The organism is Actinomadura meridiana, assembly GCF_039537545.1.
GTDB classification, from domain to species: Bacteria; Actinomycetota; Actinomycetes; order Streptosporangiales; family Streptosporangiaceae; genus Spirillospora; species Spirillospora meridiana.
Map to the genome: position 1 here is coordinate 467,828 of NZ_BAABAS010000015.1, position 15,521 is coordinate 483,348.

General features: G+C 68.6%; 13 protein-coding genes. 1 reads left to right on the forward strand and 12 read right to left on the reverse strand.

Annotated elements, in window-relative coordinates:
- Positions 1–19 precede the first annotated feature (19 nt).
- Positions 20–6,559 (forward strand): amino acid adenylation domain-containing protein, encoded by a 6,540-nt coding sequence (locus ABD808_RS23330; RefSeq protein ID WP_344900132.1) that lies wholly within the window; start codon positions 20–22, stop codon positions 6,557–6,559.
- Positions 6,560–6,633: 74 nt separating this feature from the next.
- On the opposite strand, the gene ABD808_RS23335 is transcribed toward ABD808_RS23330, so the two are convergent.
- The 12 genes from ABD808_RS23335 to ABD808_RS23390 form a co-directional block, all read right to left on the reverse strand.
- Positions 6,634–7,110, reverse strand: a complete 477-nt coding sequence (locus ABD808_RS23335) for a hypothetical protein (RefSeq protein ID WP_344900134.1) — start codon at positions 7,108–7,110, stop codon at positions 6,634–6,636.
- A 197-nt stretch (positions 7,111–7,307) separates the two neighbouring features.
- Complete coding sequence (locus ABD808_RS23340; RefSeq protein WP_344900136.1) at positions 7,308–7,997, reverse strand: DUF6082 family protein; 690 nt, start codon at positions 7,995–7,997, stop codon at positions 7,308–7,310.
- A gap of 9 nt (positions 7,998–8,006) precedes the next feature.
- Entirely contained in the window at positions 8,007–8,612 is a 606-nt protein-coding gene (locus ABD808_RS23345; protein WP_344900138.1) for a DUF6879 family protein, read from the reverse strand.
- Entirely contained in the window at positions 8,605–8,868 is a 264-nt protein-coding gene (locus ABD808_RS23350) for a hypothetical protein (RefSeq protein ID WP_344900140.1), read from the reverse strand. The genes ABD808_RS23345 and ABD808_RS23350 overlap by 8 nt, the downstream gene beginning before the upstream one ends.
- A 323-nt stretch (positions 8,869–9,191) precedes the next feature.
- On the reverse strand, positions 9,192–10,661 hold the full coding sequence (locus tag ABD808_RS23355; RefSeq protein ID WP_344900142.1) for an ASCH domain-containing protein: 1,470 nt from the start codon (positions 10,659–10,661) through the stop codon (positions 9,192–9,194).
- An 18-nt stretch (positions 10,662–10,679) separates the two neighbouring features.
- Positions 10,680–11,252 carry an AAA family ATPase gene (locus tag ABD808_RS23360; protein WP_344900144.1) on the reverse strand — a complete coding sequence of 191 codons (573 nt, stop codon included), beginning with the start codon at positions 11,250–11,252 and terminating at the stop codon, positions 10,680–10,682.
- Positions 11,242–12,171, reverse strand: a complete 930-nt coding sequence (locus ABD808_RS23365) for a hypothetical protein (RefSeq protein ID WP_344900146.1) — start codon at positions 12,169–12,171, stop codon at positions 11,242–11,244. Before ABD808_RS23365 ends, ABD808_RS23360 begins: the two co-directional genes overlap by 11 nt.
- 219 nt (positions 12,172–12,390) lie before the next feature.
- On the reverse strand, positions 12,391–12,501 hold the full coding sequence (locus tag ABD808_RS23370; RefSeq protein WP_344900148.1) for a DUF397 domain-containing protein: 111 nt from the start codon (positions 12,499–12,501) through the stop codon (positions 12,391–12,393).
- Positions 12,502–12,554: 53 nt separating this feature from the next.
- Positions 12,555–13,076 carry a DUF4411 family protein gene (locus tag ABD808_RS23375; RefSeq protein ID WP_344900150.1) on the reverse strand — a complete coding sequence of 174 codons (522 nt, stop codon included), beginning with the start codon at positions 13,074–13,076 and terminating at the stop codon, positions 12,555–12,557.
- Positions 13,076–14,227: an ImmA/IrrE family metallo-endopeptidase gene (locus ABD808_RS23380; RefSeq protein WP_344900152.1), complete on the reverse strand. Its 1,152-nt coding sequence runs from the start codon at positions 14,225–14,227 to the stop codon at positions 13,076–13,078. Before ABD808_RS23380 ends, ABD808_RS23375 begins: the two co-directional genes overlap by 1 nt.
- Positions 14,228–14,692: 465 nt before the next feature.
- Entirely contained in the window at positions 14,693–14,950 is a 258-nt protein-coding gene (locus ABD808_RS23385; protein ID WP_344900154.1) for a DUF397 domain-containing protein, read from the reverse strand.
- A partial coding sequence (locus ABD808_RS23390; protein WP_344900156.1) for a DUF5753 domain-containing protein occupies positions 14,941–15,521 on the reverse strand: 581 nt, incomplete at its 5' end. The genes ABD808_RS23390 and ABD808_RS23385, both read right to left, overlap by 10 nt.

A 15,521-nucleotide genomic window follows, 5' to 3' on the forward strand; every position in this document is an offset into this window, starting at 1 on the left:
GGAACAGGACTGAGGGCCTATGACCGTCGCTGAAGTCGAGCCGCTGGAGTTGACGTCCGCCCAGCTGGGCATCTGGTACGCCCAGCAGGTCGCACCCGACGGGAGCGCCCTCAACATCGCCGAATGCCTGGAGATCGGCGGGGTGGGCGCCGACCTGTTCGCGCGGGCCGTGCGGCACGTGCTGGCAGGGGTGGACGCGTTCCGGATCCGGTTCCGCGTCGTGGACGGGGAGCCGCGCCAGTACGTCGACCGGGACGGCGACGTCTCCGTCCAGATCGTGGACGTTCGCGCGGAACCTGACCCGCGTTCGGCGGCGGACCGGTGGATCGAGGCCGACCTGGCCCGCCGGGTCGACCCGGTGAAGGGGCCGCTGTTCGCGTGCGCCGTGCTCCGCTTGGACGACGACCGCCTGCTCTGGTACCAGCGGGCGCACCACCTGATCATGGACGGCCACGGCGGCGCGCTGATCGCCGCGAAGGTCGCCGAGACCTGCACCGCGCTGCTGGCGGGCGACGACCCCGGCGAGCACGGGTTCGAGCCGTACTCGGCGCTGGTGGAGGCGGAGCGCGAGTACAAGGAGTCGCCGGGATTCACCAAGGACCGGGAGCACTGGCGCACCGCGCTCGACGGCGTCGAGGAGCGGGCCGACCGCGCCGGATCCGGTGCCCGCCTCGGGCCGGGCCCGCAGGCCCGCGCCACCGCGGAACTCGACGTCGACGACGCCGCCACGCTGCGCGCCGCCGCCCGGAACCTGAAGACGAGCTTCGCCGTGCTGGTCATCGCGGCCGCCGCCGTCCACGAGCACCGGACGACCGGGGCGCGGGACGTCGTCCTCGGGATCTCCGTCCCGGGCCGGGCCGGACGGCTGGGGCAGCACGTCCCCGGGATGACGGCGAACATCATGCCGGTCCGGGTGGAGATCACGCCCGAGCTGTCCGTCGCGGAGATCGTCCGCCGGACGGGCCGGGCGATCGGACGTGGCCTGCGGCACCAGCGCTACCGGCACGAGGACATCGTGCGCGACCTCGGCGCCGTCGGCGGCGCCCCGCTGTACGGGCTGATCGTCGACATCGTGAGCTTCACCTACCCGACGTTCGGCGACGCCCGCGCGACCGTGTGGAACCTCGCCCAGGTGCCGACCGAGGACCGCCGCGTCACCGTGTACGACCGGTCGGGCGAGTCGCGGATCCAGGTCGACGTCGACGTCAACCGCGACCGGCACGAGCCCGCGGCGGCCGACGACCTGGCCCGCCGGTTCCGGCGGGTCGTGGACTGGATGGTCGCGGCCGGACCCGACGACCCGGTCGGAGGCGCCGAGATCCTCGACGAGGACGAGCGGTTCCGCGTCGTGCACGGCTGGAACGACACCGGCCCCGGCCTGCCGGAGGCGACCGTCCCCGAACTGTTCGCGGCGCGGGCGGCCGACTCCCCGGACCGGACCGCCCTCGTGACCGGGGACGGCGCGCTGACCTACGCCGAACTCGACGCCCGCGCCGACCGGCTGGCGTCCCGGCTGGTCGGCGCCGGGATCGGCCCGGACGCGGTGGTCGGACTCTGCCTGCCGCCCGGAGCGGGGACGATCGCGGCGATCCTCGGCATCTGGCGCGCCGGTGCCGCCTACCTGCCGATCGACGTCCGGCAGCCGGTCGAGCGGACCGCGTTCATGCTCGCCGACGGTCGCGCCGCCGTGCTCGTCACGACCGGCGAGGTCGCCGACGACCTGCCCGCCGGACGGGTCCCGGTCGTCCTCGCCGACGACCCCGCCGACGACCGCGCCGACGACCCCGCCGACGACTCCGCCGACGACTCCGCCGACGACCCTGCCGAGCCGGAGCCCGCGCCGAGGGCCCTGCCCTATCCGGCGACGAACCCGGCGGGGCTGGCGTACGTCATCTACACCTCGGGTTCGACCGGGACGCCCAAGGGCGTCGGGGTCACGCACGGCTCGCTGGCCAACTATGTGGCGTCGGCCCGCGCGCGGCTGGGGCTCGGCGGTGCCGGGGCCCGGTACGCGCTGCTCCAGCCGCAGGTCACCGACCTCGGCAACACGATGCTGTTCTGTTCGCTGGCCACGGGCGGCGAACTGCACGTCCTGGACCCCGACACCGCCCTCGATCCGACCGCGGTGTCGTCCTACCTCGCCGACCACCGGATCGACCACCTCAAGGCCGTCCCGTCGCACCTGGCGGCGCTCACCGCGCAGGCGGGCGCGGGCGCGGTGCTGCCCGCCCGCACGCTGGTGCTCGGCGGTGAGGCGGCCCCGCCCGGCTGGGTGCGGGAACTCCTGGACTCCGCCGGGGACCGGGCGGTCTTCAACCACTACGGCCCCACCGAGACGACCATCGGGGTCACGACCGCCCGCCTGACGTCGCGGGACGCCGAGGACGGCCGCGTCCCCATCGGCGCGCCCATCCACGGCGCCCGGACCTACGTCCTGGACGGCTCCCTGCGACCGCTGCCGCCGGGAGTCACCGGTGAGCTGTACGTCGCGGGCGCCGGGCTCGCCCGGGGATACGCGAACCGGCCGGGCCTCACCGGCGAACGGTTCGTGGCCTGCCCGTTCGGCTCGGGCGAACGCATGTACCGGACCGGGGACCGGGCCCGGTGGGGCGCCGACGGACGGCTGACGTTCGCGGGCCGCGCCGACGAGCAGGTGAAGATCCGCGGCTTCCGGATCGAACCCGCCGAGGTGGACGCGGCGCTGACCGCGCATCCCGAGGTTGCCAGGTCCGCCGTGGTCGTCCGGCGGGACACGCCCGGCGAGGCCCGGCTGGTCGCCTATGTCGTCCCCAACGACCCGGCGGACGCGGAGGCCGACACGGGCGCCCTGTCCGCCCGGGTACGCGAGCAGCTGGCGCACCGGCTGCCCGACCACATGATCCCGTCGGCTGTCGTCGTGCTCGCCGAGCTGCCCCTGACTGGGAACGGCAAGCTCGACCGCAGGGCCCTGCCGAGGCCGGACCGCGCGACGACCGTGGGCGCGGGCCGCGCCCCGGAGAGCGTGCGGGAGGAGGTCCTGTGCGCGGCGTTCGCGCGGGTCCTCGGCCTGGACGTGGTGGGCCCCGACGACGACTTCTTCACGCTCGGCGGCAACTCCCTGGTGGCGGTCGAACTCGTCGAACACCTGCGGGTCCGCGGGGTGTCGGTCTCGGTACGCGCGCTGTTCCTGACCCCGACCCCGGCGGGATTCGCCAAGGTCGCCGGGCCGGAGCCGGTGGACGTGCCGGAGAACCGTATCCCCGCCGACGCGACGGAGATCACCCCGGAAATGCTGCCGCTCGTCGACCTGGACGAGGCCGAGATCGCGCGGGTCGTGGCCCTCGTGGACGGCGGCGCGTCCAACGTCGCGGACATCTACCCGCTGGCGCCGCTCCAGGAGGGCATCCTCTTCCACCACCTGGCGCACGCGGGCGGAGACACCGACGTCTACATGCGGTCGGCGGTCCTGGAGTTCGACTCGCGGGAACGCCTGGACGGCTTCTTCGCCGCGCTGCAACAGGTCGTGGACCGGCACGACGTCTACCGGACCGCGATCGTCTCCGCGGGCCTCCGCGAGCCGGTGCAGGTCGTCGCGCGCCGCGTCGAGTTGCCAATCGAACAGATCGCGCGCGACCCGGAGCGAGACCCGATCGAGCAACTGCTCGACGCGGGCGGGTCATGGCTGGAGCTGCACCGCGCCCCGCTGCTGCGCGCCCACGTCCTCTCCGAGCCGGTGGACGGACGCTGGCTCGCCGTGCTCGGCATCCACCACATCGTCCAGGACCACACGGCGCTCCGCGTCCTGATCGACGAGATCCGGGAGCTGCTGGCGGGACGCGGCGACCACCTGCCGGAACCGCTGCCGTTCCGGAACTTCGTGGCCCAGGCGCGGCTCGGCACGCCGCGCGAGGAACACGAACGCTACTTCGCCGCCCTGCTGGGCGACGTCACCGAGACCACGGCCCCCTTCGGGCTGCTGGACGTGCGCGGCGACGGCGCCGACGCGGTCCGCGCGGGCGGCCCCGTCGACGACCGGCTGGCCGGACGGGTCCGCCACCTGGCGTCCACCCTCGGCGTGAGCCCGGCGACGATCTTCCATCTGGCGTGGGCGCGGGTGCTCGCCGTGGTGTCGGGACGCGACGACGTCGTGTTCGGAACCGTTCTCGCCGGACGGATGAACGCGGGCGCCGGGGCCGACGCCGTCCCGGGCCTGTTCCTCAACACGTTGCCGATGCGCGTCCACGTCGACGGGCGCGGCACGGGCGACGCGCTCGCCGCCCTCCGCACACAGCTCGCCGACCTGCTGGAACACGAGCACGCGCCGCTCGCCCTGGCGCAGCGGGCGAGCGCCGTGCCGCCGGGCAGCCCCCTGTTCACCTCGATCGTCAACTACCGGCGCGACCAGTTCGCGGGGGAGTCGGACGTGGGCGTCCCCGGCGTCCGGCTGCTCGCGAGCACCGAGCGCACCAACTACCCCGTCACAGTGATCATCCGCGACACCGGGGCGGAGTTCGAGGTGACCGTGGACGCGCTCGCCCTCGCGGGCCCCTCCCGGATCCGCAAGCTGCTGGACACCTGCCTGAACAACCTGGTCACCGCGCTGACCGACGCGCCCCGGACGCCGTTCACGCTGGTGGACGCGCTCGACCCCGACGAGCGCCGCGCGATCCTGGAGCAGGGCAACCGGAACGCGACCGCGACGTCCGACCCGACGTCGCAGGGGATGACCGTCCCCGGCCTGTTCGCCGCGCAGGCCGCGCGGACACCGGAGGCCGTCGTCTTGGTCAGTGGCCGAACCAAGGTCACCTACCAAGGGCTGGACGAGCGGGCCAACCATCTGGCGCACTACCTGCGCGGCCTCGGAACGGGCCCGGAGTCGGTGGTGGCGCTGTGCCTGCCGCGCGGGATCGAGATGGTGACCGCGATCCTCGCCGTCTGGAAGGCGGGCGCGGCCTACCTGCCGGTCGATCCGGCGTATCCCATGGCCCGGACCGCTCACATGCTCACCGACAGCGGCGCCGCCGTCCTGGTCGGCACCGCCGACGTCCTGGACGACATGCCGGTGTCGGGCCGCATCCGCACCCTCGCGCTGGACGAACCGGCCGTGGCCGCGACGCTGGAATCGCAGCCCGCGACGGCCCCGGACACCGCGGCGGAACCCGGCCGCCTCGCCTACGTGATCTACACGTCCGGGTCCACCGGGCGCCCGAAGGGGGTCGCGGTCACCCACGGGAACCTGGCGAACTACGTCGTCCACGTCCCCCGGCGGGTGGGGTTCGGCGCCGCCGGCGCGCGCTACGCGCTGTTGCAGCCGGTGGTCACCGACCTGGGCAACACCGTTCTGTTCGCCAGCCTGACCACGGGCGGCGTCCTGCACATCCTGGACGCCGAGAAGGTCGTCGACCCCGTCGCGATCGCCGGGTATCTGGCCCGCCACGACATCGACTACGTCAAGGTCGTGCCGTCCCATCTCGCGGCGCTGGGCGCCACCGCCGACCTGAGCTGGCTGCTGCCGAGCGGCGCGCTGGTCCTCGGCGGCGAGGCCGCCGCGCCCGACTGGGTCGAGACCCTGCTCAAGGCGGCGGGCGACCTGCCGGTGTACAACCACTACGGCCCGACCGAGACGACCATCGGCGTCGTCACCGGACGGCTCGACGACGAGGCCGTGGTCGGCGGGACGGTCCCGATCGGCACCCCGGTCGGCAACACGGCCGCCTACGTGCTCGACGACGCGCTGCGGCCCGTCCCCGCCGGGGTCGCGGGCGAGCTGTACGTGGCCGGGGCGCAGGTGGCGCGCGGCTACGTGGGACGCCCAGACCTGACGGCGGAACGCTTCGTCGCCTGCCCGTTCGACGGCGGCGTCCGGATGTACCGCACGGGCGACCGGGCCCGCTGGAACGCCGACGGTTTCCTGGAGTATCTGGGACGCGCCGACGAGCAGGTCAAGATCCGCGGGTTCCGGGTGGAACCCGGCGAGATCCAGTCCCTGCTCGCCGCGCATCCCGCCGTCGCCCAGGCCGCGGTGATCGTCCGGGAGGACGTGCCCGGTGACCGGCGCCTGGCCGCCTACGTCGTCCCCGCCGACCCGGACACCGAGACGGACGGCACGCTCACCGAGACGATCCGCCGTTTTGCCCGGGAGACGCTGCCGCCGCACATGGTCCCCGCCGCCGTCGTGCCGCTCGGTGCGCTGCCACTCACCGGCAACGGCAAACTCGACCGCGGTGCCCTGCCCGAACCCGACCGGGCCGCCCTGTCCACGGGTCCCGACGCGGGCGAAGGCTCCGCACCGTCCGACGAGCGCGAGAGGGCGCTGTGCGAGGCGTTCGCGGAGATCCTGGGCCTGCCCGCCGTGGGCGTCCGGGACGACTTCTTCCTCCTCGGCGGACACTCGCTGCTCGCCACCCGGCTGGTCAGCAGGGTCCGCGTGACGCTGGGCGAGGAACTGCCGATCCACGAGCTGTTCGACAAGCCCACGCCCGCCGCCCTCGCCGCCTGGCTCGCCGACCGCGCCGTCAACGGGGAGAAGGAGGCCAGGCCGCGCCTGCGCCGCATGCGCCCCGAAGAGGCCGCCCGCTGACTCAGCCGCCGCCGTGACCATGCGATAGTCGCGTGGTCACGGCGTTGACGGGCGTGCGTCATACCGGGCGGCTACTACGACTTCGGCGCGGGGACTTGCTTGTTGCAGGCGGCGTAGGCGTCCACGAGCTTCTGCTGGGGGACGCTGGTGGCCTGGTCGACGACGACGTCCGACGACCCGGGCGAGGGGTCCTTGGCCGAAAGCCCCTGCTTGCGCAGGCACTCCGCCATCTTCAGCGCGTAGTCCTGTTCCTTCTGGGGCACCTCCTCGCCCTCAAGGCGCGGTGCGAGCTTCGCGCAGGCCGACTGCGCGGCCTGGACCTTCGGGTCGACGGGACCGGCCACCTGGACGGGCCCGCCCGCCTTGCGCGGCGGCAGCTTCCCGGTCAGGCCGTGCTCTTCCAAGCACTTGGCGTACTTCACCATCTGGTCCTGCTGGTCCTTGGGCATCGACTGGGAGGCGCCCGGCGATTTATCGTCGCCGCCGCACCCGGTCAGCCCGAAGGCGGCGACGGCGACGAGGGCGGCGGCGGCAAGTGGCAGTCTCTTCATGTCTTCAGCATGGGCGCCGGGAGGTTCCCTCCAGGTGACCGCCAACGTTAACCGCGCCCTTACACCCCACCACGCGCCCGACCACCGCCACGATCACCGATTTCACCAAGGACCGCACCCACAAATTCGGCGCCGCCCATAAAGGCGACGCCGAATGGAATTCCAGAAACAATGCTCCAGCGGACGAAGGAGCAGAGTCAGCGGCGGCGGAGGGCGCGGGTGAGGAGGGCGATCACGGCGGCTGCGGCGGCGGTGCCGGTGAGGAGTACGGGCATGCGGAGGCGGGAGCGGCGCTGCTCCGGTGCGGGGTTGTACTCCTTGTCGAGAATGCGGTTGAAGCGGCGTGCATGCCTGTTCTGGAACGCGGACAGGCGAGGTCCGCGGGCCTCACGCCAGTAGGCACGGCCAGGCTGTCCGCTGAACATCTCGCGGGCGATACCACGCAGCCGCGTTTCGTTCAACGCACGGGATTCGAATGACATCTGCCATTCGGACACGATCATGTTGATGTACATGAGTTGACGCCGAGCCTTACGCGATTCGCCTGGGGGGACAGGGCCCCATGCCTCGTCCAGGTCGGGATCGTCCATCGCCATCTTCAGCAGATCGGCGAGGGCGTTGTGGCGGGCCTGCTCACGGGCGGCTCGGGTGTCATGCAGTTGCAGGACGAGCGTCGCGACGATGCCAAGGAGGGCCAGGACGGCGAGAAGGGCGGACGCGGCGCCGTACGTCTGGCCGATGAAGCTCAGCCGTTCCCAGTGGGACCGCGGCCCGTTGAAGAGCGAAAGCGCCCACGGGGAGGCGCCGATGAGGCCGAGCATCGCGAAACCGGGAAGGACGAGAAGGAGCATTCGCGTGCTGCGGCGGACCGGTCGCGTCGAAGACATCGAGGCGGGTCAGACGGACGGGGCCGACAGCGGCGCGACCTCCCGCTCGAAGAAATCCAGCAACGGTTCGCCGCGCCTGTAGAGGGCTTCGATCTCGGATGCCGCCGCGCCGATCACGGCCGGATCGGTAATGCGCCGCGCACCGCAGGGCGTCCCGTCGTCTTCGTACTGGATGTGGTAGAGAACGCGGTCCCCTACGACGTTCACTTCGGGCAGCGGTGCGCTGGTCTCAAGGGCCGACACCTGGTCAGCGGTCAGAACGGAGAGCCCGTCCCCCTCGTCGGCGAGCAACTTAAGGGCGTGCAGTTCCCATTGCAGATAGGGCCCGATCGGCATCTCGGCGACCCGGACGCGCCGGATCTCCAGCCCCTGCACGGCATGCCGCTTCGCCTCCGCTCGTACGGCGACCCGGTCGTTCTCCAGAAGGTCGAGTGCGCCCCGCCAGTCTCCGGCCATGAACGCCTCCCAGCTCGGGTCTTTCAGCTCCCGGAACACCTGGGACCGTTCAAGTTTCCAGAGGGCGCCGCGCAGGTCGGCCCGTGTCCGCGCAGCGTCCGCGAGATAGGCCGGGTTGTTAAGCGCTTCTCCTGGAATATCGGCGATGCGGTCAAGCATCGCGAATATCCGGCTTGGCAGCGGCGAGGATACGCCCCGATATGATCACAAGCCGCTCATCCGGCCTGATGCTGACACCCGCCGGAAGACGGTCCTGGTAGGCAGTGGTGGCGTCGCGGCCGATCACAGCGACATCGCCGTTGTCCAACTCCCATATCTCCGGGCACTGATCGGTCGTGCGACTGTCGCCCAACTCCGCAGCGGTCTTGCCGAGCCTCCTCCGAAACACTGCGGAGTAGTCAGGATTCCAGGTCATGGGAGTCTCCACTCATGGCTATTGGTAGCGTAGAGAATTTTCCCATGCGTGGCGGGAGGCGACAAGGCTCTTCGGCAGGCGAAACGCGTTGGGTGACGGCCTCTGTCGGCAGGCATGTGGCATGAAACCGGTCTCGGGCGCGGGCCCGCAGTTGCGGCTGGACGCGGTCCGGGCTTCCAGGCCGTCTCCAGGACACGGGCGGCGCGCGGGCGGCCGTACGCAGGGCCGCGCGGGTCAGCAGCAGGACGAGTCCATCCGAGCCCTTGCCGTCCCGTACCGCCACCGCACCGGCCAGGTCCACCGTGGATGGTCCTGTCTTCGGATCAGACCTTGGGGACGTCCGGCTCTGCGGGGCTGACGAGCGAGATTTCGATGGCCAGCACGCCGAGGGCTTCCTTGTCGGGACCGTAAATGCGCCGAATATTGGCAAGTTGCTGGTCACGTGGACTATCGGGGTTGACGTTGGACGGCCCCTCCGCGTCGAGCATCTCCTCGAACGAAGAGTAACGGGCGACCCTCGTGACCCGAGTAAGAACGTCATCTCGGCCGCAGATGAATCGGATGTGGTCACCTGCCTTCAGTTTCCGTAGGTTGGGGTACTGCACGCGGATCTCGATGGTCTTACGGCCAGCTGTGACCAAATCGAAGTAGCGGCGGTACAGATTCATCTCGCGGGCTCGTACGCCTAGCTCGGCTGGAGGACGAGCGGTCATGACGCGGTCCAGTTCGTGGGTCGTGTAACTGCGGTAGAAGTGTTTGGGGTCGGCGAGCATCTTGCCGACGAGCCAGACGAGCGCGTCGACGTATGAGTCGGTGGTGCCCTGCCATTCAGTGATGTCCAGCATCCAGTCGCGAGCCCCAGTCGGGGGTGGCACTTTCCCTTCTCTGATAAGCGACTTGGACAGCTTCGCCCCCGTATCGGTAAGAACCATCGGGGTGAAAATCCGAGGCGGCGGTGCAAGGCTGGGGAGCTGAGCGAAAGCCTCGTCGACGAGTTGGCAGCCGTAGGCCCAGTCGCCTCCTTTGACCATCACGGAGAGATTGACGTGGTCGCGTGCTGCCATCCGCTCTTTGACCAGGTTCCGGTAGAGGGTCGGGAGGTCGAAGTAAGTGCCGGTGTCGGCGGTGATGGCGACCTCGTATTCACCATGGTCGGTGCATATGGCGGCGAAGTCCGCCCCGCCCGAGCCTGTGCGCAGCAGCCGTGTGCGCTCGCCGCGCTTCTCGGCCCACCCGCACTGCGGGCAGGGGAGACGCAGATGGACGTGACCGTGGGACGGGGCGAGCGGCCAGCGAATCTGCTCCAGGCGGCCAAGGGTGGCGAGGAACTCATGCCGGAATGCGGGCACCGCTTGCCGACTGCTGTACGTCTCGATCTCGTAGTCGACGCCGGTCGCGTCCGCTAAAGAGTCGAACATACCCCGGTAGTATTTGTCGATCAGATCACCGACGGCGGTCTCCCCGAGAGCATGGGCGTAAGTCTGCTGGTAGGCGTGATGAGTCTCGGGATCCAGCCGTATGTCGTAGGGCGCATTGTCCAAAGCGCCGAACCGGACGATCGTGTCCACCTTGAATGTGCGTTTGGCGGCCTTGGCAAGCAGGAACGCGGCCGTGTGCACCAGCGAGGTGCCAAGATGCGGAGCACCGTTGATCTGGGTACCGACACAGAATGTGACTCTATCGGGATTCATGGCCTGAAGGCGAGGCCGGACCATGTCGACGCTGCGCAGCATCGCGTTGGCCAGGACATTGTTCGGACTGATGATCTCCGCGGAATCGGTGTGGCCGTTCATCACCTTGCGGCCTTCCAGTCAGGCGGTGGGGACGGGAAGCTGGGCGAGGATGAAATCGACCCGGCGCGCGGGCTCGTCGGCAGGGACGAAGATCGGCCGGTATCCGGCGTCACAGTAACCCTGTGTGATCAGTTCGTGAACGCGGCGAATCTCGCGTTCCTTCGCCCACACCAGGTCGTCCTCGGAATCGAAATCATCCAGCGGGTCCAGAACGAAGACTGCGTCATATCGGTAGATCCGCGATGCTTCCTCCAGCTCCGGGTAGGGGCCGAGCCCGAAGAACGCGTCCCATCCGTACCCATCGGGGATGCCGCGGTTGTAGAACCTCAATCCGGCCTTGTGGTCGCAGTACTCCTTGATGAACGCCGCCAAGACGTCGCGGGAGTAAGCGTGACGGTCCCCGACCCGTAGATGGCGGCCGAGCCTGTTGCGGTGCTCCCGATAGATCTCCCGGGCGGCCTCGCTCTCGCTGCATGGGATACCGCGTTCGTGTAGTTCAGTGATGACCGTCTCCTTTCCGGCAGACGGGCCTCCTGTCACGACGTACCGCCGAGGAGCCGTATTCGGGTTCAGCAGCTGATCAAGACTCATGAGTGCGTCCTCGTTCCTTGTCCAAGCCTCCATCGCGTCCTGTCAGTGACCGTCGCCAGGCAGCGGCGAGGTCAGCCCCCTCAACAGTCGCGAGGAGCCGGGCCGTGAAGTCGGCACGGCCTTGTACCGGGTCGGCGATCCCAGAGAGCAGGAGTTCCTGGGCCGGACTGAGGGGCGGAGTCCACCCTGCCGATGCGGCGATCTCGCCAGGACCGAGCACGGTCGCGGCGTGCAACAGCGCCGAGCCGTAGGCGGATTGATAATGTCGAGTCGCGTGCAATACCAGGACCTGACGCCACAGCGCGGCGTCAGCGGCGTCAGCCAGCTCGGACCCGACGGCGTCCATGCTGACCAACTGGGCGACCCCCAGCAGTTCGGCACGCAGTAGGTAGACAGCGCCCCAGAGGGAAGCGAGGGCACGCTGGTGTTCAGCGGCCTCCCAAGCAAAGACGTCAGCGGGCAGATTCGGCCGTCCGGCAGCGGGACGCAACCTGGGCGGCGCAGCGATCTGGACCGTGAGTTCTTCGCTGTCGCGGCGCAACTGCCAGATGACGAGGTCCAGCAGCTTCGGCTCGATCCGCTTGCGGAAGTGGTGCACCTCGTAGCCGGCTTCCGCAGCGGCCACCTGTCGTCGGGAAGTGAGTGTCGTGCCAGCCGTCGAGTCGTCCATACCGAACAACAGCCGAGCGGGCTTGGCGAGCTCCCCGTTGCCGAACCGGTTCAGCTCTTCCCGAAGGAGGCCGTCGAGTGCCTGTGCCAGGCTGGAGCGATCTTCAGCGTCCAGTGCCCGCACCCGCACGCCCCGCAGGCCGAGCAGGGAGGAGCCGCACTGTTGCGCTCTGGCGGGAAGCCCGGTGCGCAGTAGCTTTCGCATCTCGCTCCGCAGCGCCTCGTCTGTCACGGTCCCCGGCTCGCTCACGGCGCTAGCATCGCATCGATGCCCAGGAAAAGCCCACCACCAAGCCCAAAAAGTACCCAACGCGGCTGTCAACGAAGGGGTGGGAGCGGTTGGGGGCTTGATGTTTTGCGAGGCCGCCGCGTCGTGGCCGTGGGGGCGGCGGGTCGTCCGGGCCGGGGGCGGGGACGACCCGCCGCGCGTTGACGAATCGGGGTCGCTGGGGCCGTCGCTGCCGGACGGTCAGTGCGGCTCGGCGGCGGACTGGACGGCGGTGCGCAGGGCCGCGCGGGTCAGTAGGAGGACGGGCCCATCCGGGTCCTTACTGTCTCGCACCGCCACCACATCAACCACATCCGCCAGCCCGACGCCGTTCCCATGCTACGGATCGTTCCGCACCAAGTGCGTTACTCAGGCCCTCCACCACCGAGAAGATGTTCAGTGGCTTCGAGGTGAAGTCTTGTATTAGTGCGGCGAAGCATGTCGAATGTGTCGCAGGTGGTGACGCTCATCGCGACACAAGCGTCCGGGATGAGTACGCGTTTTTTCGCAGTTGGTTGCGGTCGCTCTTGGGTCACCACGGTATGACCATGGGCCTTCGCGTAGGCAATGAGAAAATAGTCTGCCGTGTTCCCAACAAATTCGTTGACGGCCGCTGGTGCATACTGACGCGAGGTTGCCCACTGTGCGAGCGGTTTCAGTTCGGCCGTCGCGATAGCATCAACGGGTCTGAAAAAGTCACGTCGATCTCTGGCCCAGTCGGCAAGCGGGTCGTTTCCGCTGATTAGTTCGTCACGAACGTTGTCAATACTGCAAGCCAGAGAGTTGGCGTGTGCGCGGTCGAGCCACGCCCAGAATCCGGGCGCGATGTCGAAAGCGTAGTAGCGATTCTTTGCTTCGATCAGCACGTTAGCATCGACCAGGTACATCAGCCGACTCCGAGTTCGGTGGCGAGGTTGTCGAATGTCTCGCGCTTTCTGGTACCCAGGAGTCGAAAGGCGTCGCGGAACGTAGTGCCACCCTCCAACGTATCGGCGATAACGGCACGTGCCAATTGACGGCTAAGTCGAAGTGGTTGGGTGTAGTAATAGTTGCCGCCGCCGGGACCGCTGTTGCGACTCAGGGCATCGATGACTCGATCGCGTTCTGTAGCGTAGTACCTTCGGTAGTCATCCCACCGAAGGTACCCAGCGTCAAATATTCGCTTGAGCACGACGAGAGTGCTCACGCGGTACTTACGTGCCAAACGCTCCAATTCGCCGACGGTCGGCTGTCCGCGATACTCTGTCCGGATGGTGGCTATGGGGACAAGTACCTCAGCCGCTACCTGGTTGCACCAGAGTTCGGCGTCCTGCTCGGTCATTCTTGCCATCGGAGCGTCGGAAAGCGCACTCTGACCAAGCCAGATGTGCCCAAGCTCATGTATCATCGTAAATATTTGGGCTGCCTTGGTGTCCGAGCCGTTAACGAAAATGAGAGGTGCGACAGGGTCGGCCAATGCGAACCCACGAAACTCTTCCGGATTGAGTTTGCGGTGAGTATCAGAGCCGACAATCCCGCTGACCATGACCAGTACGCCGATACCCTCAATCCGCTCAATGAGTTGACGCAACGCGTCCTCCCAGCTACGGAAGGCTGCACGCTCGCCGATGTCGAAGTTCAGGTCCTGCCGTATTCGATCCGCCACGAATTCGGGAGGAGCGGACGTGTCTACCTCACCCACGAACTCCACTTCAGGAAGCTCGTGTCTGACAGCGAAATCGCTGTACCAGTCCTGTCGAGACTGGCATCGGTAAATGGTGTCAAGTAGATTGGCGGAGGGTTGCCTAACAGCCTGGTTTCCCAGGGTACGCATATCTGGGATTGGCACGTCTTCTTCGGGCGGTTCGGACAGGAAGAGGTAGCCCAATGGCGTGTGGGTCTTGTGGGCGAAGTCTTCGAGCTGCTTGAGTGTCGGCCGTGTCCCGGCGATCCAGTCATGGAAGCGCGGGGCACGCTGGCCGATCACTTCATCAGACCAGCCGGCGCGTCCCACTGCCCAGCGCAGCAGGTCGGGCTCGACGTCTACTCTGACGGTCATCGGCCCCTCCTCCCGCGTACGTCATTTCATCTTCGTCGAGCGGACCTGACCGATTCCAGAGTGCAGCCGCCATCGGCCAATGTCAGGGCGCCGCTCCACCGCGGTCGCATGCCTCCACCTGACCGGCATTTTACACTACAGGACACGTTGAGTTACACACAGGAGCACTGAGTAACGTCATGAGGCTCTGGTAGCGGGTTCGGCGCGGGCGCGGCGTTGGCCCGCGCTGGGCCGCACTCCCGGTCACTCCGAAGAACTTGTGAACGGAGCGTCTCGAACGCGCACGTCAAAACGGACGGAAGCATTGGGCGATCGACCTTCAGGATGTGTGCGGCACCCTTGTGAATCGTTCCGATCGCGCGAGCTGCCGTGGTGTGGGGTGCGGCGGGTCGTCCTGGCCGGGGGTGGGGGCGACTCGCCGCGCGTTGACGGATCGGGGCCGCTGGGGCGGTCGTCGTCGGACGGTCAGTGCGTCTCGGCGGTGGACTGGACGGCGGTCCGTAGGGCCGCACGGGTCAGCAGGAGGACGGGCCCGTCCGGGTCCTTGCTATCTCGCACCGCCACCACACCAGCCGCGCCCGCCAGCTCGACGCACTCAGCCCCGTTGGACGTGCTCCGGCTGCTTTTGCGCCACTCGGTGGGGAGTTCGGCCAGCTCGACGCAGTCTCCGCCGTTCTCGCCACTGCGGCTCGCCTTCCGCCAGGTGGCGTTGCTCAGGTCCATTTCTTCAGCGCCTCTTTCATCAGGTCGCGGGACATGTCTTCGGGGAGTGCCCTCGCTCGCAACTCGCGGAGCGTTGCGGAGAGATTGGCGAGGTCGGAGGGGTTGTCGGTCGTGATGCCTCGTACCGTCGTCTCCATGTACGCGACCTCGCTCCGGTCGTCCATGGTAGCCACGACGAAGGCGCCGCCTGTACCCGCTGGACGCCCATTGTTGCGGATGATCTGGACTGTGATGTTGGGCAGCTCGCTGAGGGCGATGAGGTGCTCGATCTGCTCCCGCATCACCTCCGGCGAACCCACCAGGTACTCGAATACCTTCTCGCTCAGAAGCGCGGTGAGCACCGTGGGCGGGATGTCCTCCCGCGTGAGGATGGACTGGCGCGCGATACGGGCCTCGATGGCATCTTCCGAGCTGAGGAACGTGCAGGCGTAGGCCGGGGTTTGAAGGAGACCTGGGACGATGGTGTGCTGCCAGGTGACCAGCTCAATGGCCTCCGCCTCTTGCTGGTAGGGGTCGGGCTGCGGCGCGGTGCCAACCTTTCGATTGGCCCGTTTCCGCAGCCCGCCCTCCG

Coding starts and splice junctions, on each gene's coding strand:
- ABD808_RS23330 (WP_344900132.1), top strand. CDS start 20: ATGACCGTCGCTGAAGTCGAGCCGCTGGAGTTGACGTCCGCCCAGCTG.
- ABD808_RS23335 (WP_344900134.1), bottom strand. CDS start 7,110: ATGAAGAGACTGCCACTTGCCGCCGCCGCCCTCGTCGCCGTCGCCGCC.
- ABD808_RS23340 (WP_344900136.1), bottom strand. CDS start 7,997: ATGTCTTCGACGCGACCGGTCCGCCGCAGCACGCGAATGCTCCTTCTC.
- ABD808_RS23345 (WP_344900138.1), bottom strand. CDS start 8,612: ATGCTTGACCGCATCGCCGATATTCCAGGAGAAGCGCTTAACAACCCG.
- ABD808_RS23350 (WP_344900140.1), bottom strand. CDS start 8,868: ATGACCTGGAATCCTGACTACTCCGCAGTGTTTCGGAGGAGGCTCGGC.
- ABD808_RS23355 (WP_344900142.1), bottom strand. CDS start 10,661: ATGAACGGCCACACCGATTCCGCGGAGATCATCAGTCCGAACAATGTC.
- ABD808_RS23360 (WP_344900144.1), bottom strand. CDS start 11,252: ATGAGTCTTGATCAGCTGCTGAACCCGAATACGGCTCCTCGGCGGTAC.
- ABD808_RS23375 (WP_344900150.1), bottom strand. CDS start 13,076: ATGTACCTGGTCGATGCTAACGTGCTGATCGAAGCAAAGAATCGCTAC.
- ABD808_RS23380 (WP_344900152.1), bottom strand. CDS start 14,227: ATGACCGTCAGAGTAGACGTCGAGCCCGACCTGCTGCGCTGGGCAGTG.
- ABD808_RS23385 (WP_344900154.1), bottom strand. CDS start 14,950: ATGGACCTGAGCAACGCCACCTGGCGGAAGGCGAGCCGCAGTGGCGAG.